The following is a 19,877-nucleotide window of genomic DNA, read 5'->3' on the forward strand; positions in this document are numbered from 1 at the left end:
CAGCAGCATCAGCAGCACCTCAGCGCGGTGTTTCGTGATTTTCCTGATGATGAACAGACGCTGCGCGAGCAGGAGCTGGCGTGGTTCCGCTACCGTCTGACGCCGCAGGGCGAGCATCAGCCGCCGCGCGCCGGGGAAACCGTGGCGCAGCTGCTGGCCACCGGACGTTTACAGGCGGAACCGATTGTCTACGAAGATTTTCTGCCGGTGAGCGCGGCCGGTATCTTCCAGTCGAATCTCGGCAACCAGACTCAGGCCCGCAGCGCCGGCAATGCCAGTCGTGCCGATTTTGAAGCCGCGCTCGGTGCCGCCGTGCAGGATGAGATGGTGCTGTATCAGCAGACGCAACAGCGCAGTCTGGCGCGCTGCGGCGTGCAGGAGTAGGGCGTAAAAAAGCGGCCTGAAAAGTGACAGGATCACTTTTACAGGCCGGCTGTTTTTCTTTCTAATGATTATTGCAGGCGTGCGTCGCGCACCAGCGTATATTTTCCGGCACCCAGGAACAGGATGGCCAGCGCGCCCAGCAGGTAAAGCGCTTCCGTTTCCAGCGACCAGGCGCCGACATCGGTGCGATGCCAGAGTGCGCCCATTTTCACCAGCAGCGTTGCGACTACCATGTTAACGGCAATGATAAAGGCCGCCGGGCGCGTCAGCAGGCCAACGATGACCATGATGGGTGCCACAATTTCCCCGATGTAAGCACCGTAAGCGATGAAACCTGGCATGCCTTTGACGCTGAGCAGATGGGCGATCCAGCCGACGCCATGAATCGCCTTAAACTCGCCATGAAACAGCAATAGCCCGCCGAAGGTTAAGCGTAACAGCAATTTACCGAAATCCGGGTGATCGCTCATCCGGGTGAACAGCTGATTGATGCCAGCAAACATCGCGTCTCTCCGTCACGCCAGGTTAACTTGCAACCATAAAACAGAATGCGTCGCTGCAGTTAACCAAAAAATTTGATGAAGTTGTTCAATGAATCGGTCGCTTATTCGGCTTAATCTGCAAATGCTTGCAGAACATAGACATTCCACTGAGGCCTGCAAATAATGGAATCAGGCTTTACCAGGAACCCGCAATGAAAAATGAACGACGTCTGAGGATCATGACGGCAGAAGGTGAACTCAGAGGCCTGATGGATGATGAACTGTTTACCTTTAAAGGAATACCTTATGCAGCGCCGCCGGTTGGCGCACTGCGCTGGCGTCCGCCGCAGCCGGTGGCACCGTGGCAAACGCTGCGCGATGCCACCGCGTGGGGCGATGCCAGCTGGCAAAATCGTGACTACTGCGTGGCGGCCGGCGGCGGCGATCCGGGCCGCTTCAGCGAAGACTGCCTCTATCTGAATGTCTGGACGCCTGATGTCGAACCCGTTACGCCGTTACCGGTGATGGTATGGCTGCACGGCGGCGGCTTCAGCATCGGTGCCGGCAGCCTTGATCCCTATCGCGGCAAAGCGCTGGCAGCGCAGGGTGTGGTGGTGGTGACACTCAATTACCGCCTTGGTCATTTCGGCTTTTTCGCGCATCCGGCGCTCGACGCCCAGTATCCGCCGGGCAAGGTGGTCAATAATTTTGCGCTGCTGGATCAGATTGCCGCGCTGCAGTGGATTCAGCGTAACATCCCGGCATTTGGCGGCGATCGCCATAACGTCACGCTGTTTGGCGAATCGTCCGGCGCGCGCAGCGTACTGTCGCTATGTTGCTCGCCGCTGGCCGAAGGACTGTTTCATAAGGGCATCGTGCAAAGTGCCTACAGCCTGCCGGACGTGCCGCATAAGCAGGCGCAGCAAACCGGCCTGCAGGTGGCAGCGCATTTCAATCTGGCCGCGGATGCCAGTGCGGAGCAGCTGCGCGCACTGCCGGCCGACAGTTTCTGGCCGCTGGAGCGACCGCTGGCGCTGGGGCCGGTGGCCATCAGCGGCGATGCGGTGCTACCCAGACCGATGCTCGACACCTTTATGGCGGGTAAACAGCATCGCGTGCCGTTGATGATTGGCAGCAACAGCGATGAAGCCAGCGTGCTGGACTACTTCGGCGTAGATGCCCGCAGCGTGTTACAGCAGCTGCGCAGCAAAAGTCGCCTGAGTTATCGCCTGTTGAAGTGGCTGTACGATATCCATGATGACAGCCTGCTGGGACGCGCGGTGGCGCGCGACATGGCGTTTACCGTCATGCCGCTGCTGGTGGCGCAGTCGCAGCACAGCATCGGCATGCCTGCGTGGCGTTACTGGTTTGATTATGTGTCAGAAAACGCGCGTCATCTCTACCCGCACGGCACCTGGCACGGCAACGAAATTCCTTATGTCTTCAATACGCTCGCGACGCTGCCGCCGCCGGGTGACTGGCATTACAGCGCCAGCGATATCGCCTTTGCCGGCCGCGTCAGCGCCTGGTGGGTGGCCTTTGCACGGGATGCCAGTGAGTTCAGCCATCGGCTGCGGCTCGACGGGGAACCCGACTGGCCGGTGTGGCGGCCAGGTGAAGATTTGACTCTCGCCTTTGGCCACGACGGTAAAGCGGAATCGGTGCTGAAGGCGCGATTTATGCGCGGCCGTCTGCGTCTGTTTCGCCTGATGATGCGCAGCCACGTTAAACTTTAATAAGCCTGCTAATCATGTAAAAACATCAATGTTTTTTTAAGGCAAATTGGCCGCTATCTGCCTGATTTTACGACCGCTCAGCCGCCCCGCGCGGCACCCCATCCTGCAATTAATTAGCTTACAAAACATTTATCTTTTCCCGGTTCGCTGCCGATAAATACCCTAAGCCCTGTTTTATCCGGGCTGCCAGCGTTCACACCAGGGGATTATGTATGGGTATGTTAAAAAACTTCACGATTCGCGCCGTTATGCTGATCATTCTCGGGCTTTTCTGCCTGTTATGGTGTGGCGTAGGGCTGTTCAGCGTCCACTCGCTGAATGCGCTCGGCGAGGGTAACGAGATTGATCGTCAGCTGGTAAACCAGATGACGGCGCTCAGCAAAGGCAACGATCAATATTTCCGCGTGGTCACGCGTCTGTCGCGGGTAATGGAAGGCCGCACCGCCGGTAACGCGCCGACCGCAGAAGCGTTCGCGCCGGTGCAGCAGGCACTGGATAACATGAAACAGCAGTTAACCCAGTTCAAAGCCATGGCGCCGGGTCCGATGGACAGTGAGACGGTGAACAATGTGATCAGCAGCTGGCAGAAACTGCTGGATGAGGGTATCGCGCCACAGGTGGCGCTGGCGCAGCAGGCTTCACTGGATGCATGGCGCGCGCAGGCCAACAATGTCACGCCGCCGCTGAGCCGGGCGTTTGGTGCCAGCGCAGAAGCGTTTAATCAGGCCGCCAGCAGCAAGCTGGATGAGACCCGCGTGACCGTGGACACGCTTACCAGCATGACCAAAGTGATTATTGTGTCGGCGGTGGTGTTCGGCTTATTGATTCTGCTGTTCACTGACCGTTACCTGGTGACGATGCTGGTGAAACCACTGGATCGCATTCGTAACCATTTTACCGTGATTGCGCAGGGCGATCTCAGCCAGCCGGTGGAAGAATTTGGCCGCAACTGCGTTGGCAAACTGGTGCCACTGCTGCGGGCGATGCAGGACAGCCTGCGTGAAGCAGTCAGCGCCATCCGCAGCGGCACGGAGAACATCTACCGCGGCGCGGCAGAAATTTCAGCCGGCAATAACGATCTTTCATCGCGCACCGAAGAGCAGGCGGCCGCGCTGGAACAGACCGCAGCCAGCATGGAGCAACTGACCGCCACGGTGAAATTCAACGCCGACAACGCACGTCAGGCCAGCGCGCTGGCGGAGACCGCCACCGGCACCGCGCAGCAGGGCGGCCGTCTGGTGGGCGAAGTGGTGACCACCATGCAGGGCATCTCCGGCAGTTCGAAAAAGATTGCCGAAATCACCAGCGTGATCAACGGTATCGCCTTCCAGACCAACATCCTGGCGCTCAACGCGGCGGTCGAAGCGGCGCGTGCCGGTGAGCAGGGGCGCGGCTTTGCCGTGGTGGCCAGCGAAGTGCGCAACCTGGCGCAACGCAGCGCCGGCGCCGCAAAAGAGATCGCCACGCTGATTGAAGATTCCGTGTCACGCGTTGAAAAGGGCTCGGAGCTGGTCAGCAGCGCTGGCAGCACCATGCATGACATTCTGAAGTCGGTGCAGGATGTGAATGAGATCATGAAGCACATCGCTGCCGCGTCGGAAGAGCAGAGCAAAGGGATTTCGCAGGTCGGCACTGCCGTCACCGAAATGGACAGCGTCACCCAGCAGAACGCATCGCTGGTGGAGCAGGTGTCGGCGGCGGCCAGCGCGCTGGAGCGTCAGACCGAAGAGCTGCAGGCGTCGGTGGCGAAGTTCCGTCTGTCCGACAGCGCGCCGCGCGCGCAGGCTGTGGCATCCACTGCTGCGCCTGCGCTGCGCCGGCCGGTATTATCTGCCGCCGCAGGCGCTCAGGGTAAACCCGCCAGCAGTGAAGAGTGGGTTTCATTCTGAGGCTGACACAACCACGCCACCAGCTGCGGCAAAAACGGTGGCGCATCTTTTTCCGCCCGTTGTAACAGGCTGTAGCTCGCCCCGGTTGCCACATTCGCGGCAAACGGGGCGATTAACCGCCCATTCGCCAAATCATTCTCCACCAGCGTAATATCCGCCACCGTCACGCCAAATCCCTGAATCGCCGCGCTGATCGCCAAATCCATGGTGGCGAAATGCTGATTGCGCGCCATCGGCAGCTGCTCCGCCTGGGCGGACAGCCACAGCTGCCAGTCGCGCGTATCGCCGGTCGGGTGCAGGAAGGTGAATTTGGCCAGTTCGCTGACATGGCGCGGTGCCGGCACGCTGCTGGCCAGCACCGGCGTCAGGCGCTCGGCAAACAGCGGAATGGCACCGGCAGGAGGCGTGCCGAATACAATTGCCGCATCAAAGTTTTCCAGCTGCGACGCGTGATCGAGCGTGGTGGTCAGCGCCACGTGAATGTCTGGCCGCTGCTGCTCCAGCGCCACCAGACGCGGCACCAGCCAGCGCATGGCGCAGGTCGGGGCTTTAAGCCGAATCGAGGCATTGCTGCGGCTGGCTTTCTCTGTGGCATTGATCAGCAGATTGAATCCCTGTTGCAGCTCCGGCAGCAGCGCCGCGCCCTGATCGGTGAGATGCAGACCGCGCGCGTGGCGTTCAAACAGGGCAAATCCCAGCCAGCTCTCCAGCGCCGCAATTTTGCGGCTCACCGCGCCCTGAGTGATGCACAGTTCGCTGGCGGCGCGCGTCAGGTTGAGATGACGGGCGGTGACCAGAAAGGCATGAATGGCGTTGAGCGGCAGAGCAGAGCGGGACATAACGACCTCAAGCTATGATTTTTTATCATGGCTATTATGACAACAATTCGCTTGTCGACTCAAGCGTCGCGCCGTTGAATAGAAATCTACTTACGATACGTGGTTATGCAACCTGTGGAGCAATGATGACCCTGAACAGCAGCGTGAAGCTCTCCTCCAAACAGCCGGACGTCGGCACCACCATTTTTAGCGTGATCGGCCAGCTGTCCGCACAGCACCAGGCAGTTAATCTCTCTCAGGGCGCACCCAATTTCCCGTGTGACCCGCAGCTGGTTGAGCTGGTCAGCCAGGCGATGCGCGACGGCCATAATCAGTACGCCGCGATGACCGGTTTACCGGCGCTGCGTGAAGCGCTGGCGGAGAAGGTGCACCGCCTGTATGGCCAGCCGTACGATGCCGCCAGCGAAGTCCTGATCACCGGCAGTGCCAGTCAGGGCATCTACATGGCGATTTCGGCGCTGGTGCATCCGGGTGATGAAGTGATCTTCTTTGAGCCAGCCTTTGACAGCTACGCGCCGGTGGTGCGGTTACAGGGCGCGACGCCGATCGGCCTCAAGCTGCAGGTGCCGGATTTTGCGATTGACTGGGACGAACTGCGTGCCGCGATCACGCCGCGTACGCGCATGATTATCATCAATACGCCACATAACCCGAGCGGACAGGTACTGAATGCCGCCGATCTCGACCAGCTGGCGGCCCTGACGCGTAACACTGACATCGTGGTGTTGTCTGATGAAGTCTACGAACACATCGTGTTTGACGGCCAGACGCACTGCGGCATGGCCACGCATGCGGAACTGGCACAGCGCAGCGTGGTGGTGTCCTCCTTCGGCAAAACCTTCCACGTGACCGGCTGGCGCGTCGGCTATGCGCTGGCGCCTGCTGCGCTGATGGCGGAGATCGTCAAGGTGCATCAGTTCATGATGTACGCCGCCGATACGCCCATGCAGGTTGGCTTCGCGCAGTATCTGCAGAACCCGCAAAACTATCTGCAGCTGTCGTCGTTTTATCAGGCGAAACGCGACCGGCTGCAGACGCTGCTGCAGGATTCACCGTTCAGGCTGTTACCGAGCGCCGGTTCGTTCTTTATGTTGGCCAGCTACGGACATTTCAGTGACGAAAGCGACAGTGAAATGGTAAAACGTCTCATCGTCGATCACGGTGTGGCTACCATTCCGCTGTCGGCGTTTTATATGGATGGCACTGACAATAAATTAATCCGCCTTTCTTTTGCTAAAGACGACGCAACGCTCGAAGCCGGCGCGCAGGCGCTGTGCCGGGTTAAAGGGTAATTAGGGGAAAATAATGAAAAAACTGAACGCACTGTTTATCGCACTGGGCATGATCACCTCCGTGCAGGCGCTGGCGCAGGAGAGCCTGCGCTACGGTCTGGAGTCGCAATATCCGCCGTTTGAAAGCCGCAACGCGCAGGGCGAGCTGGAGGGTTTTGACATCGAACTGGGCAAAGCCATCTGCCAGGTCGGCCATTTTGACTGCAAATGGGTTGAGAGCAGCTTTGATGCGCTGATCCCGGCGCTGCAGGCGAAAAAATTCGATGCGATTAACTCGGCGATGAACATCACCGAGGCGCGGGCGAAAAGTATCGACTTCACCAACCCGATCTACCGCATTCCTACCATGCTGATTGTGAAGCAGGGCGAGAAACTCGAGCCGACGGCGGCGTCGCTGAAAGGAAAAAATATCGGCGTGCTGCAGGGCTCGATTCAGGAAACCTACGCTAAAAAGCACTGGGAATCCCAGGGCGTGACGGTGACGTCGTATCAGGATCAGAACCAGGTGTACAACGACATGGTCGCTGGCCGTCTTGACGGTACGCTGGTGATGTCCGCCGCCGGTCAGTCTGGTTTCCTCGATAAGCCGCAGGGCAAAGGTTTCGCCTTCGCCGGTAAGCCGGTGGAAGACGACACCATTCTCGGTTCCGGCATTGGTTTCGGTCTGCGCAAAGGCGATAGCAAGCTGAAAGGGGAACTGGATGCGGCCATCGCCAAAGTCCAGGCCGACGGCACCGTGACTAAACTGGCGGCGAAATTCTTCCCGGGCATTGACGTCAGCGTCAGCAAGTAAGCGGGTGTCAGCCTGATCGGCAATCGCCGGTCAGGCTGTCTCAACATTTCTCTGCAACCGCGCTTATCGGGCTGCCAGATAACACAGCGCTTCCGCCACCTGATACGACTTCACAAATGACGGGATCGGCAGGAATTCAAAACGCGAATGGAAATTGTGCGCGCCGGTGAAGAAATTCGGCGTCAGTAACCCTTTGGCCGACAGCGCAGACCCATCGGTGCCGCCGCGCATCGGAATCACTTTAGGTTCCACGCCCACCTGCTGCAGCGCAGCAAAAATCAGATCGATTGCCCGCCGGTCCTCACCTATCGCGTTACTGATGTTGCTATAGATATCATTGATCTTCAGCGCGACGTGACCAGTCGGATAGTGCGCGGCGATCTGATCGGCGACTTCCACCAGCTGCTGCTTCTTCGCATCAAAACCCTTTAAATCGAAATCGCGAATCGACGCTTTCAATACCGCCTGGCTGGCATTGGCCTGCATATCATTGAACCAGATATAACCTTCGCGCCCGGCGGTATGCTCAGGCGTGGCAAGCCGGTCGAAGCGGGCGATGAAGTCGTGCGCCATCAGCAGCGGATTCACCAGCACGCCTTTGCCCGACATGGGATGCGCCGGCACACCGGTGAAGGTAATTTCAGCGGAGGCGCCGTTGAAGCATTCATACACCACTTCGCCCAGCTCGCAGCAGTCGATGGTCCAGGCGAAATCGACGTTAAAGCGCGTCTCCAGGTCCAGCGCCTTGGCGCCGCGCAGGCCGATCTCTTCATCCGGCACAAACGCCACCACCACATCACCGTGCTCGCCACGCAGGTTCTCCACCAGCGTCATCACCACGCTGACTGCCGCTTTGTTGTCGGCCCCCAGCACGCTGGTGCCGTCGCTGAACACAATCTCCTGACCGACATACGGCAGGATTTCCGGATGCTCCGCCACCCGCAGCCAGATGTCCTGCTGCGCATTCAGACACAGATCCGCGCCCTCAAAGCGCAGGGTTTGCGGATGGATATCCGGGGATAGCCCGACATCCACGGTATCAATATGGGTGATAAAGCCTACGCGCGGCGCGCCAGGCCGGTTGCCCGGTTTCACGGCGGTCACCGTGGCATGCTGATCAATCACCACATCCTGCAGACCGAGATCGCGCAGCTCCTGCGCCAGCAGTTCCGCCATGGCATGTTGCGACGGCGTACTGGGCAGCGTGCTGGATTTGGCATCGCTCTGGCTGGAGACCGCCAGATAACGGTAAAAACGCTGGGTCAGCTGACGGGCAAGTTGGTCTGTCATCACAATTCCTTATTAGCTTTGCGCCACTGGAGATACGCCAGACGGCTAAATCATGTTATTTATGAAATAAATACCGATGCTGGCTCATGGAAGTCAATAAAAAGCGAGAAGACGATGAAAAAGATGATAGGAAAACTGGCGCTTAGCGCACTGGGGTTAGCGGTTGCAGGCGGCGTCTCGGCGAAGACGCTGGTTTACTGTTCTGAAGGCTCGCCGGAGAACTTCAACCCGCAGCTCTACACCTCCGGTACCAGCGTGGACGCCAGCGCCGTGCCGATTTTTAACCGCCTGGTGGATTTCAAACCGGGCACCACCGAGCTGGTGCCCAGCCTGGCGGAGCGCTGGGAGATCAGCCCGGACGGCAAGGTGTATACCTTCCATCTGCGCAAAGGGGTTAAGTTCCAGAGCAATAAACTGTTTACGCCGTCGCGCGATCTCAACGCCGATGACGTGATCTTCTCGTTTATGCGCCAGCTCGATACGAAAAACCCGTATCACACCGTTTCGGGCGGTAACTATGCCAACTTTGAAAGCCTCGAGCTGGCAAAACTGATCACCCGTATCGATAAGGTGGATGATCTGACGGTGCGGATTACGCTGGCCCATGCCGAAGCGCCGTTTCTCGCCGATCTGGCGTGGTATTTCGCCTCGATTCACTCGGCGGAATATGCCGACCAGATGCTGAAAGCCGGTACGCCGGAAAAGGTCGACATGCAGCCGATTGGCACCGGACCGTTTGAGCTGGTGCAGTATCAAAAAGATTCCCGCATTCTCTACAAAGCCTTCCCGCAGTACTGGCAGGGCAAGGCTAAAATCGATCGTCTGGTGTTTTCCATCACCCCGGACGCCTCGGTGCGCTATGCCAAACTGGAGAAAAACGAGTGCCAGGTGATGCCGTTCCCTAATCCGGCCGATCTCGACAACATGCGCCACAACCCGAACATCACGCTGGAACAGAAATCTGGCCTCAACACCGGTTTCCTGTCGTTCAACACCACCAAAGCCCCGCTGGATAACGTGAAAGTGCGCCAGGCGCTGGCGATGGCCATCAATAAGCAGGCGATCATTGATGCCATCTTCAAAGGTACCGGCACGGTGGCGAAGAATATTCTGCCGCCGGATGTGTGGAGTGCTGATAAAGATCTGCAGGATTACGCCTACGATCCGCAACAGGCCAAAGCGCTGCTGCAGCAGGCCGGCATTCAGCCGGGTACCGAAATTTCGCTGTGGGCGATGCCGGTCCAGCGGCCGTATAACCCCAACGCCCGCCGCATGGCTGAGATGATTCAGGCCGACTGGGCAAAAGTGGGCATCAAAGCCAACATCGTCAGCTATGAGTGGGGCGAATATCTCAAGCGCGTCAAGGGCGGCGAGCATCAGGCGGCGCTGATGGGCTGGACCACCGCCACCGGCGATCCGGATAACTTCTTCGGGCCATTGTACAGCTGCACCTCGGCGAACGGCGGCTCCAACTCGTCCAAATGGTGCTATGCGCCGTTTGAGAAAATCATCACCGAGGCGCGCGCCGAACAAAATCACGACAAGCGCGTGGCGCTGTACCGCGAGGCGCAGCAGATGATGCATGACCAGATGCCGGCAGTCATGATTGCGCACTCAACGATTTTCGAGCCGGTGCGTAAATCGGTCAGCGGCTACCAGGTGGATCCGTTCGGCAAGCACATCTTCTATCCGGTGGATATCACGCCTTAATCGCAGCGGACAGCGCGCTGAGCTGCTGTTGCAGAAAGGTCAGAAACAGAGTCAGGGCGGCGCTACGGGGTCGCCCTGACTGCGTCTGCAGCTGCAGCGTACGCTGGCTCAGCTGATCGATATTGACCGCGCGCATCACCAGACCCTGCTGCTGGGCCTCTTCCGCCAGGGTAAAACTGCTGCAAATGGTCACCGCCAGCGGCGTGCGCAGTAGAAAATGAAACAGGGTGGAGAAGTTGTCGCAGGTCAGCACCGGTTCAATCAGGTGGCCACTCATGTGGCTGGCCAGCTCAAACAGCTGGCGTACCGTGGTGTTTTGCTGCGGTAGCGCCAGCGGATAGTGGCTAAGATTGGCCAGCGCCACCTGCGGCACGCCCGCCAGCGGATGGCTGTCATGCATCACCAGCAACACCGGCGCCGGCCATGAGCCCACCACCTCAACCGCACGTTCCGCGTGCAGGCTAAACTGCAATGCCACGTCGCACTCGCCGCTGCGCAGCAGTTCAGCCACGCCCTGCGCGCTAGCCACCCGGACGTCAAACAGCACGCCGGGATGATCGCGGCGAAAGGCGGCAATCAGCCGGGGCAGCAGGGTAAACGCCAGCCCGTCGGTACAGGCGACACGAATCAGCGTGCGCCGCACCGCCTTCAGGCCTTTGATCTCCGCCAGCGCATACTCCATATCCAGCAGATTTTTGCGCACGTGATGGGCAAAAATCTCGCCGGCCTCGGTCAGCACCATGCCGCGCGCATGACGCGCAAACAGCGTCACGCCCAGCTGCTGCTCCAGCCGCTGGATCTGGCGGCTGATGGCAGAGACCGCCACAAACAGCTGGGCGCTGGCCGCGCTGAGCGAACCGCAATCGGCTACCGCGAGAAAATAACGCATTTCCGTGCTTAACATGCCATGGCCTCCGTCTGTGCCTGCCTCGAAATCGGGCAACGCAGCTTTGCTTTAAAGGCAAATCTTACTCGATAAATTGATAATTGTGGCAAAGCTGCCTTTCCGCAAAGATGAAAAAACAGCAGACCTATAACAGGCAGGGCAAACATGACAGCACAACAGGCGGTTCAGCAGGCCACCGCATATTTCGACAGCGGGGAATTTCAACGTATCCTGGCGCGCCGCGTGGCGTGGCGCACCGAGAGCCAGCGCGACGATCGCGATGCGGCGCTACAGGACTATTTGCAGCAGGAGATTGCGCCGCAACTGCAGGCGCTGGGCTTCACGCTACAGCTCATCGATAACCCACACGCCGCCGGCCGGCCATTCCTCGTGGCGGTGCGCATGGAAGATCCCGCCTTACCGACCTTGCTGAGCTACGGGCACGGTGATGTGGTATTCGGCGATGACGAGAACTGGCGCAGCGGGCTGTCGCCGTGGCAGCTGACCGAAGAGGGCGATCGCTGGTACGGGCGCGGCAGCGCCGACAACAAAGGTCAGCACTGCGTCAATCTTGCGGCGCTGGAGCAGGTGTACCAGGCGCGCGGCGGCCGTCTCGGCTTTAACTGCAAATGGCTGTTTGAGATGGGCGAAGAGATCAGCTCGCCGGGGCTGGCGCAGCTGTGTCAGCAGCAGGCGGAACTGTTGCAGGCTGACCTGTTCATTGCCTCAGACGGTCCGCGGCTCAATGCCGTGCGGCCGACGCTGTTCCTCGGTTCGCGCGGTGCGGTAAATTTCCGCCTGACCATCAACGCGCGTGACAATGCTTATCACTCCGGCAACTGGGGCGGACTGCTAAGCAATCCCGGCACCCGACTGGCCAGCGCCATCGCCACGCTGGTGGACGCGCAGGGCGTGCTGCAGGTTGAGGCGCTGCGGCCCGATTCGCTGACCCCGCAGGTGCGCGCGATTCTCAGCGATATCGAGGTGGGTGGCATGCCAGGCGATCCCGCGATTGACACCAACTGGGGCGAGCCAGGCCTGACGCCTGCCGAACGCCTGTACGGCTGGAACACGCTGGAAGTGCTGTCGTTTCTTACCGGTAACCCGGCGCGCCCGATGAATGCCATTCCCGGCAGCGCGACGGCGGTGTGCCAGCTGCGTTTTGTGGTCGGTACCGACTGGCAGCGGCTGGCGCAGCACGTCAGCGCGCATCTGGCGCAGCACGGCTTCCATGATGTTGAGGTTGAATTTTTGCGCGGTTCACCCGCCACGCGTCTCGATCCTGACGATCCGCTGGTGCACTGGGTGCTGAACAGCATGGCGGCAACCAGCGGCAAAAAACCTGCGCTGCTGCCCAACCTTGGGGGATCGCTGCCGAATGAAGTGTTCGCGGAGATTCTGGGCCTGCCAACGCTGTGGGTGCCACATTCGTATCCCGCCTGCGGTCAGCATGGCGTGAATGAGCACATGCTGAAATCGATTGCCCGCGAAGGGCTGCAGATCATGACGCAGCTGCTGTGGGAGCTGGGCGAGCAGGGCACGGAATGGCTGGCGCAACACCGCGCTTATGCGGGAGGTGGCGCATGAGCAGCCTCAGCCATAGCGCGCCGCTGAGCGGGGTGAAGCCAAACCTGCATAAAACGCTGTTTGCGACCTGCATCGGTAATGCGCTGGAGTGGTTCGACATTGCGGTATATGGCTTCTTCGCCAGCTATATCGCCCACGCCTTCTTTCCCACCAGCGATGCGTCGGTCTCGCTGCTGCTGACCTTTGGCAGTTTCGGCGTCTCCTTTCTGATTCGCCCGCTGGGCGCGGTGGTGCTGGGCAACTATGCCGATCGCCACGGGCGTAAAAAAGCGCTGCTGCTCTCCATCAACCTGATGATGCTTGGCGGAGCCATCATCACGTTTATGCCGGGCTACGACAGCATCGGCCTGCTCGCGCCGCTGCTGATCCTGCTGGCGCGCCTGATACAGGGCTTTTCTGCCGGTGGCGAGTTTGGCAGCTCCACGGCGTTTCTGGTCGAGCATTTTCCCGAGCGCAAAGCCTTTATCGCCAGCTGGCAGTTCGCCACCCAGGGCGCCAGCACGCTAATGGCTTCGGCGTTTGGTCTCGGCCTGACGCAGATCCTGAGCGAAAGCCAGATTCAGGCGTGGGGCTGGCGTATTCCGTTTGCCTTCGGCCTGCTGATTGGCCCGCTCGGGCTGTATATCCGCCGCCACGTGCATGAGCCCGCCAGCTTTGCCGCACAGACGCCGGAAGCGGCCCCGCTGAAACGGCTGTTTGGCCGGCAAAAAGCGCTGATGCTGCTGGCGATTGGCCTGATGGTGATCTCAACGGCGGTCAACTACATGCTCAACTACGTGCCGACCTACGCAACTAAAAACCTGCATCTGCCGGGCTCGGTGGCCTTTACCGCCACGTTGCTGGCCGGAGTGATTCTGACGGTGGTGACGCCGCTGATGGGATGGTGGGCGGAGCGCATTGGCCGCCTGCCGCTAATGTGGGGATCGCTCATACTGCTGATGGTCACCATCTATCCGGCCTTTCGGCTGGTGGTCAATCACACCACGCCGGCCACGCTGATTGTGCTGGTATGCTGGATGGCGCTGCTGAAATCGATCTATTTTTCTACCGTACCCTCGGTGATGGCGGATCTGTTCCCGATTGGTACGCGCGCCAGCGGCATGGCCATCAGCTATAACATTGCGGTCACGGTGTTTGGCGGTTTTGCGCCGCTGATTTGCACGCTGCTGATCAGCGCTACCGGCACCAGTCTGGCGCCGGGCTACTACCTGATGGCGATGTCGCTCTTAAGCGGGGTAGCGCTGCTGCGCAGTCAGAAACGGATACGCTAAGTGGCAACCGGTGCGCGCACTGCGCACCGGTGTTTACGCATCAGGCAAACTGCAGATAGGCGACGTGCGTTTGCAGATACTCCTCCAGCCCGTGGCGGCCATCGGCACCGCCGATGCCGGATTTGCGCCAGCCGGCATGGAACCCCTGCATCGCTTCAAAATTTTCGCGGTTAATGTAGGTTTCACCGAATTTCAGCCGGCGCAGCGCGATCATCGCGGTGTTCAGATCGCGGGTATACAGCGATGAGGTCAGGCCATAGTCGCAGTCGTTAGCCAGCGCGATGGCTTCATCCAGCGTGTTAAAGCGCATCACCGGCAGCACCGGACCAAATATCTCCTCACGCATGATCGTCATCTCCTGACGTACCCCGGTGATGATGGTTGGTTCAAAATAAAAGCCGCGTTCACCGGCGCGTTTGCCCCCCAGCACCACCTTGCCGCCCTGCGCGACGGCGCTGGCGACCTTTTGCCCGACGCGGTCGCACGCGGCTGCGCTAATCAGCGGCCCCATATCCACATCGGCCTGCTGCGCCGGATCGCCAAATTTCACCTGCTGCATCGCCCCGGTCAGGGCGCTGATAAAGCGATCGTAAATGCCGTCTTGCACATACACGCGCTCGGCGCAGTTACACACCTGACCGCTGTTGATAATGCGCGAACTGACGATAGCCCTGACGGCCAGATCGAGGTCGGCGTCGTTCATGACAATTGCCGGTGCTTTACCGCCCAACTCCAGCGACACTTTGGTCACATTCGGCGCCGCCGCGGCCATGGTGGCGATGCCGGCGTTGACGCTGCCGGTCAGGCTCACTAACCCGACTTTAGGATTGGCGGCCAGTTCCTGTCCCACCTCCGGGCCATAGCCATAAACGATGTTAATCACTCCGGGTGGCAGGCCGAGGTCGTCGATAATGGCGGCGAACAGGGCGGCGTTATTCGGGGTGATCTCACTCGGCTTCAGCACGATGGTGTTGCCGGTGATCAGCGCCGGTGCCGCTTTGCGCGCAATCAGGAAGAAGGGAAAATTCCACGGCAGAATGCCGGTGGTCACGCCAATCGCTTTCTTAAACACAAAGATGTTTTCGTTTGGGCGATCGCTGTTGACAATTTCCCCTTCGTAGCGTCGCGCCCATTCCGCCATGTAGTCGAAGTAGTCAGCGGTAAACAGCACTTCGGTTTGCGCCAGCGCCTGGGTTTTGCCGCCCTCCGCGACGAGGGTGGTGCTCAGCTCAGGCTCGCGCTGGCGAATTGCCGTGGCGATGCGGTGCAGCCAGTCGCCGCGCGCCACCGCCGGTAACGCTTCCCAGCCGGGCTGAGCGGCTTCTGCGGCGGCAATGGCTGCCGCCGCCTGCTGTTTGCTGCCCTGGGGCACACGTGACAGCAGGGTCTCCGTCGCCGGGTTAATCACTTCAATCCAGCTATCGTTGTGCGCCTCGACAAACGCGCCATTAATGTAGTGTTGATGATGAAGGGTCATGTGCAGGGGCTCCACGCTCGGTTTTGTTAAACTGATGTGAAGGAAGAGTGAAGCAGATGAACACTGGCGACCTTTTTATCACTGCCAGCACCGGCAGGGCGCTGGCAATAGCGGCAAGAATCACGCGACCGACGCAGCATTCTGCGTCAGTGGACCGTTTCAGGAACCGGGCATCATGGCGCCGCTGGCAATAAACCAGACCAGAAAACTGACACCGGCAACAATAATGGCGATGGGGAACAGCAGACCGATTTTCATATGCATCCTGAGCGTTAGGCGAGCTGGATTAGCGCGCGGTGGGTTTTCATCATACTGAATAGCTGAAATTGTGTCGCGTCATCGACCTGACGCAGATGTTCGCCTTTCTGATACTGAATCTGATGCACATGGCCGAGCTGACGCCACACCACAATGGCTGACGCCAGCAGCGCGCAGTTCTCTTCGCTCTGCACGCAGTCCAGCGTGGCGTAGTGAGTAGTATCTAAGCCATTAATGAACACATTCAGCGCCTCGGGCGGCACGATGGCGCGGATGTCATCCAGCATCACGCGGCTCACCGCTTGCGACAGCACCAGCGTTAACCGTTTGCTCTTCATCTCAATCCCTGGTTCCGATGATTTTTCCCACGTTATACGGATTTAACCCCGTCGGGGGAAGTGCTTCGCGCAGCTTTGTGTGAGTGCCATGTTAAGCGCCGCGCTGGCAACAGAGGAAAAACTGTGCCGATCAACACAACATAAATCAAAAATATGCCGAATAATAAGCAACTTAAAGAACTCATCCGGCATAACGGCAGCAAATGCGAATTTGTGATCCTTATGTTGCATACCCCCCCGATTTTGCCAGTCAGCCTGGCTTTACGGCAACCATCCAAAGGCTGAGTCCACGCAGTGCGCCATAGACTGCCACTAATCGGAAACCGCAGGTGTTTCCGTCTGGCCTCAACCTTACGAAGGAATAACAATGAACAGTGCCATTCTTGCAGGTATCTTCTGGCATCTGGTGGGTGCCGCCAGCGCCGCCTGTTTTTATGCTCCGTTTAAACAGGTTAAAAAGTGGTCATGGGAAACCATGTGGTCGGTCGGCGGCGTGATGTCGTGGCTGATTCTGCCCTGGGCAGTCAGTGCCGCGCTGTTACCGAACTTCTGGGCGTACTACAGCAGTTTCAGTTTATCGCAGCTGCTGCCGGTGTTTCTGTTCGGTGCCATGTGGGGCATCGGCAACATCAACTATGGCCTCACCATGCGCTATCTGGGGATGTCGATGGGGATTGGTATCGCTATTGGCATTACGCTGGTAGTGGGGACGCTGATGACGCCGCTGTTGCAGGGCCGATTCGTTGAACTGTTCAGCTCCGCCGGCGGCCGCATGACGCTGCTGGGCGTGCTGGTTGCGCTGCTGGGTGTGGCGATTGTGTCACGCGCCGGGCTGCTAAAGGAGCGGGCGCTGGGGATCAACGCCGAAGATTTCAACCTGAAGAAAGGTCTGGTGCTGGCGGCGCTGTGCGGCATCTTCTCTGCCGGCATGTCATTTGCCATGGATGCGGCGAAGCCGATGCATGAAGCCGCTGCCAGTCTGGGCATCAATCCGCTGTATGTGGCATTGCCGAGCTACGTGGTGATCATGGGCGGTGGCGCGCTGATCAACCTCGCGTACTGCTTTATCCGCCTGGCGGTGAAGCCGGAGCTTTCGCTGCGCCGCGATTTTTCCGTGGCAAAACCGCTGCTGATCGCCAACATTGCTTTCGCCGTGCTGGGGGGAACCATGTGGTATCTGCAGTTCTTCTTCTATGCCTGGGGCCACGCAAAAATTCCCCCGCAGTACGACTTCGTAAGCTGGATGCTGCACATGAGCCTGTACGTGCTGTGCGGCGGCCTGGTAGGACTGGTGCTGAAGGAGTGGAAATCGGTGGGGCGTCGACCGGTGAGCGTGTTGTCGATTGGCTGCGTGGTAATCATTATCGCGGCAAACATTGTCGGTCTCGGTATGGCCGCCTGATAACGCTTAACACCGCACCGCCTGACGCGTCTCTGCGCGCGTCAGGCTTTTTCTTTGTCTGCCATCGGTTCGCGCGGCGACAAAAAACGCTGACGCCACGCGCTGGGCGTTAACCCGGTTTCGCGCGTAAACACCACGGAAAAGTAGTTGCTGTCATCAAACCCGCAGCGCGCCGCCACTTCGCTAATCAGACATGCCTGCGTGCGCAACAGATATTTTGCCTGACACAGCTGCAGCTGACGCAGATAGTGGCCAATGGTCATGCCGGTTTGCTGACGGAACAACTGTTTCAGCGACCGTTCGCTGAGCTGGTTTTGCTGGCAGAAATGGGGCAGATCGAAGGGGCGGCTGATATCGCCGAGCAGCGCCGACATCAGCAGATCGAGCTGTTCGCCCTCCGGCAGCACCCACGGCCGATCGGCGGCGTAGCCGTGACGGCGCAATATCAGTGCCAGCTGCAAAAACAGCGCTTCCGACAGCTGAATCGATAGCGAATCGCTTTTGCGACTTTCGCGCTCCAGCTGGCTGATGACGCCGCGCGCCAGCGCCATGCCGCGCGTGGTCAGACGCCAGCTGGCGGGTGTCTCTTCATCCTGTGGCGGCAGCAGCTGCTGCCAGTCGAGCGCCAGGCTGAAGCGATCGCGGCAGTAGAGAATATTGTCGAGCGCCAGATCGTTGACGCTATCAAAGCTGTGGCAATCACTGTCGCGAATGTAAAACACATCGCCACAGGTGATCAGCCACGGCCGATCGTTGAGGATATGCAGGCCATTACCGCGCCAGACAATCACGATCTCGCTGAACTCATGCCGGTGCGGTGGGAAAGAGGGCTGCGGCATGCGTTCTGCCACGGCAATAGGCAAATTGCTGGCCGGGAAGTAATCCTCGCGCGTCAGTAACAGCGGCATGTCAGCCCTCCGGTTACCCCATCTGCTGGCGCGCCATGCGCGGCGCGCAGCCAAATTCCCGCCGGAACAGGGTGGAGAAGTGATTACTGTCACCAAACCCACACTGATAGGCGATGTCCGTGATGCGCATCTCGCTGTGGCGCAACAGGTGCCGCGCCTGCAATAAACGTAACCGATTGAGATAGCGCTGCGGCGTGCTGCCGGTCTGCTGCTTCATCTGGCGATGCAGGGTACGCAGCGACAAACAGAAGCGATCGGCCAGCGCTTCCCACGCAATTTCCTCACTGTAGTGCGCATTCAGCCAGTCCAGCAAGCGGTGCAGGCGGGCATCCTGGTCCTGCGCCTGATCGTTTTGCGCCGCCTCGCGCAGCAGCACCAGCAGCTGCAAAAAGTGCTGTTCCTGCTGCGCCTGACGTTCCAGCGACCAGCTGGCCGGCTGCTTCATCTGCGTCACCAGGTGCAGCGCCTGCGCCATCACTTTATGGTTGATCCGCCAGTGTGAAACGTACTGGCCGTCCTGTTCGTGCGGCAGCAGCGCCTGCAGGCCGGACAGAAAGCGGAACGCCGCCGGACTGCGATACAGCACATTCGTCAGGCACAGATTGTCGGTTTGCTCGTACAGATGGCGATCGTGATCGCGCACAAAACAGACGCAGCCGGCGCTGAGCGCCTGCGGCTGACCATTGAATACGTGGATGCCCGAGCCCTGTTCCACCAGCACAATTTCATGAAAATCATGGTGATGCTCCGGAAACGCCGACTGCGGCACACGTGGCTCAATGGCTATCGTGTAATCGCCGGCCGGAAAGAAATCAGCACTGTGTAATACCGTCATCATGCGCCCTCAGTTAACAAAACCGTAACCGAGTCTACGCAGCCGCCTGCCACCTTACCTTGAATTTTGCACCGGGCAGCGCAGGAAAATCGCCAATTATTCAAGATCGCCTAAGTGATTGATGGAATTGCGGCAAGGCTCACAACTCTGCCGTTATGCGGTTCTGTGAGCTCACTCACGAACACCTTTGCAAACCTGCCAGCGGTGATGACCCGCTGGCACTCGCGGGAAGGTGTCTGCGGCGCAGGATTTCTACTCTGTCGCCATGTCTTCACAGGGAGTACTCGCCATGAGTCTGCGTAATATTGTTGCCATCGATTTAGGCGCATCCAGTGGCCGCGTCATGCTGGCCAGCTGGCAGGCTGACCGTCAGCAGCTCAGCCTGCGCGAAGTGCGGCGTTTCGCCAACCCGCGCGTGCAGCGCGGCGGTTATGACTGCTGGGACCTGGACCGGCTGGAGCGGGAGATCCGCGCCGGGCTGCAGCAGCTGGATGAGCTGG

18 protein-coding genes and 1 pseudogene are annotated in these 19,877 nt (G+C 59.3%); 10 read left to right on the forward strand and 9 right to left on the reverse strand.

Going from position 1 to position 19,877, the window contains the following annotated elements; genetic code table 11:
- Positions 1 to 384: DUF1338 family protein (locus ERD80_RS16700; RefSeq protein WP_136547708.1), on the forward strand; the 384-nt coding region annotated here is incomplete at its 5' end.
- A 68-nt stretch (positions 385 to 452) separates the two neighbouring features.
- Here ERD80_RS16700 and ERD80_RS16705 read toward each other — a convergent pair.
- Entirely contained in the window at positions 453 to 887 is a 435-nt protein-coding gene (locus ERD80_RS16705) for a DoxX family protein (RefSeq protein WP_058769762.1), read from the reverse strand.
- A gap of 191 nt (positions 888 to 1,078) precedes the next feature.
- Here ERD80_RS16705 and ERD80_RS16710 point away from each other — a divergent pair, with 191 nt between their 5' ends.
- Both ERD80_RS16710 and ERD80_RS16715 read left to right on the forward strand, forming a co-directional pair.
- Entirely contained in the window at positions 1,079 to 2,602 is a 1,524-nt protein-coding gene (locus ERD80_RS16710) for a carboxylesterase/lipase family protein (RefSeq protein WP_104092915.1), read from the forward strand.
- 212 nt (positions 2,603 to 2,814) lie between these two features.
- Complete coding sequence (locus ERD80_RS16715) at positions 2,815 to 4,491, forward strand: methyl-accepting chemotaxis protein (protein ID WP_136547710.1); 1,677 nt, start codon at positions 2,815 to 2,817, stop codon at positions 4,489 to 4,491.
- Here the strand turns inward: ERD80_RS16715 and ERD80_RS16720 are convergent.
- On the reverse strand, positions 4,449 to 5,330 hold the full coding sequence (locus ERD80_RS16720) for a LysR substrate-binding domain-containing protein (RefSeq protein WP_136547712.1): 882 nt from the start codon (positions 5,328 to 5,330) through the stop codon (positions 4,449 to 4,451). The genes ERD80_RS16715 and ERD80_RS16720 overlap by 43 nt on opposite strands.
- A gap of 125 nt (positions 5,331 to 5,455) precedes the next feature.
- Here ERD80_RS16720 and ERD80_RS16725 point away from each other — a divergent pair, with 125 nt between their 5' ends.
- Both ERD80_RS16725 and ERD80_RS16730 read left to right on the forward strand, forming a co-directional pair.
- The gene (locus tag ERD80_RS16725) at positions 5,456 to 6,622 is read left to right on the forward strand and encodes a methionine aminotransferase (RefSeq protein WP_058774709.1); all 1,167 of its coding nucleotides are present in this window, start codon (positions 5,456 to 5,458) and stop codon (positions 6,620 to 6,622) included.
- A 13-nt stretch (positions 6,623 to 6,635) separates the two neighbouring features.
- Positions 6,636 to 7,415, forward strand: coding sequence for a transporter substrate-binding domain-containing protein (locus ERD80_RS16730; RefSeq protein ID WP_021506096.1), 780 nt, complete (start codon positions 6,636 to 6,638; stop codon positions 7,413 to 7,415).
- A 63-nt stretch (positions 7,416 to 7,478) separates the two neighbouring features.
- On the opposite strand, the gene pepT is transcribed toward ERD80_RS16730, so the two are convergent.
- Complete coding sequence (pepT, locus tag ERD80_RS16735; protein WP_058780594.1) at positions 7,479 to 8,705, reverse strand: peptidase T; 1,227 nt, start codon at positions 8,703 to 8,705, stop codon at positions 7,479 to 7,481.
- Between the two features lie 114 nt (positions 8,706 to 8,819).
- Here pepT and ERD80_RS16740 point away from each other — a divergent pair, with 114 nt between their 5' ends.
- Positions 8,820 to 10,415, forward strand: a complete 1,596-nt coding sequence (locus ERD80_RS16740) for an ABC transporter substrate-binding protein (protein WP_058758514.1) — start codon at positions 8,820 to 8,822, stop codon at positions 10,413 to 10,415.
- Here the strand turns inward: ERD80_RS16740 and ERD80_RS16745 are convergent.
- Positions 10,405 to 11,319, reverse strand: a complete 915-nt coding sequence (locus ERD80_RS16745; protein ID WP_136547714.1) for a LysR family transcriptional regulator — start codon at positions 11,317 to 11,319, stop codon at positions 10,405 to 10,407. The two genes, ERD80_RS16740 and ERD80_RS16745, sit on opposite strands and share 11 nt — an antisense overlap.
- 147 nt (positions 11,320 to 11,466) lie before the next feature.
- On the opposite strand from ERD80_RS16745, the gene ERD80_RS16750 reads away from it, so the two are divergent.
- Positions 11,467 to 12,888 carry a M20 family metallopeptidase gene (locus ERD80_RS16750; RefSeq protein WP_136547716.1) on the forward strand — a complete coding sequence of 474 codons (1,422 nt, stop codon included), beginning with the start codon at positions 11,467 to 11,469 and terminating at the stop codon, positions 12,886 to 12,888.
- Complete coding sequence (locus ERD80_RS16755; RefSeq protein WP_125308757.1) at positions 12,885 to 14,159, forward strand: MFS transporter; 1,275 nt, start codon at positions 12,885 to 12,887, stop codon at positions 14,157 to 14,159. The genes ERD80_RS16750 and ERD80_RS16755 overlap by 4 nt, the downstream gene beginning before the upstream one ends.
- A 40-nt stretch (positions 14,160 to 14,199) precedes the next feature.
- Here ERD80_RS16755 and aldA read toward each other — a convergent pair whose 3' ends face one another.
- From aldA to ERD80_RS16770, 3 genes are all read right to left on the reverse strand, one after another.
- Entirely contained in the window at positions 14,200 to 15,636 is a 1,437-nt protein-coding gene (aldA, locus tag ERD80_RS16760) for an aldehyde dehydrogenase (RefSeq protein ID WP_136547718.1), read from the reverse strand.
- Positions 15,637 to 15,795: 159 nt separating this feature from the next.
- Positions 15,796 to 15,894, reverse strand: coding sequence for a YoaK family small membrane protein (locus ERD80_RS16765; protein ID WP_021313714.1), 99 nt, complete (start codon positions 15,892 to 15,894; stop codon positions 15,796 to 15,798).
- Between the two features lie 14 nt (positions 15,895 to 15,908).
- Positions 15,909 to 16,232: a hypothetical protein gene (locus ERD80_RS16770; protein WP_058780589.1), complete on the reverse strand. Its 324-nt coding sequence runs from the start codon at positions 16,230 to 16,232 to the stop codon at positions 15,909 to 15,911.
- A gap of 367 nt (positions 16,233 to 16,599) precedes the next feature.
- Here ERD80_RS16770 and rhaT point away from each other — a divergent pair, with 367 nt between their 5' ends.
- Positions 16,600 to 17,634 carry an L-rhamnose/proton symporter RhaT gene (gene rhaT / locus ERD80_RS16775; protein WP_136547720.1) on the forward strand — a complete coding sequence of 345 codons (1,035 nt, stop codon included), beginning with the start codon at positions 16,600 to 16,602 and terminating at the stop codon, positions 17,632 to 17,634.
- A gap of 41 nt (positions 17,635 to 17,675) precedes the next feature.
- On the opposite strand, the gene rhaR is transcribed toward rhaT, so the two are convergent.
- A complete protein-coding gene (gene rhaR / locus ERD80_RS16780) occupies positions 17,676 to 18,542 on the reverse strand; it encodes an HTH-type transcriptional activator RhaR (RefSeq protein ID WP_058758520.1) in 867 nt (288 codons plus the stop codon).
- A gap of 13 nt (positions 18,543 to 18,555) precedes the next feature.
- Complete coding sequence (gene rhaS, locus ERD80_RS16785; RefSeq protein WP_136547721.1) at positions 18,556 to 19,377, reverse strand: HTH-type transcriptional activator RhaS; 822 nt, start codon at positions 19,375 to 19,377, stop codon at positions 18,556 to 18,558.
- Between the two features lie 289 nt (positions 19,378 to 19,666).
- Here rhaS and ERD80_RS16790 point away from each other — a divergent pair.
- Positions 19,667 to 19,877 (forward strand): annotated as a pseudogene (locus ERD80_RS16790) (rhamnulokinase); the annotation flags it as partial.

Origin of the sequence: Pantoea sp. R102 (genome assembly GCF_004916815.1) — a bacterium.
Taxonomy (GTDB): domain Bacteria; phylum Pseudomonadota; class Gammaproteobacteria; order Enterobacterales; family Enterobacteriaceae; genus Pantoea; species Pantoea dispersa.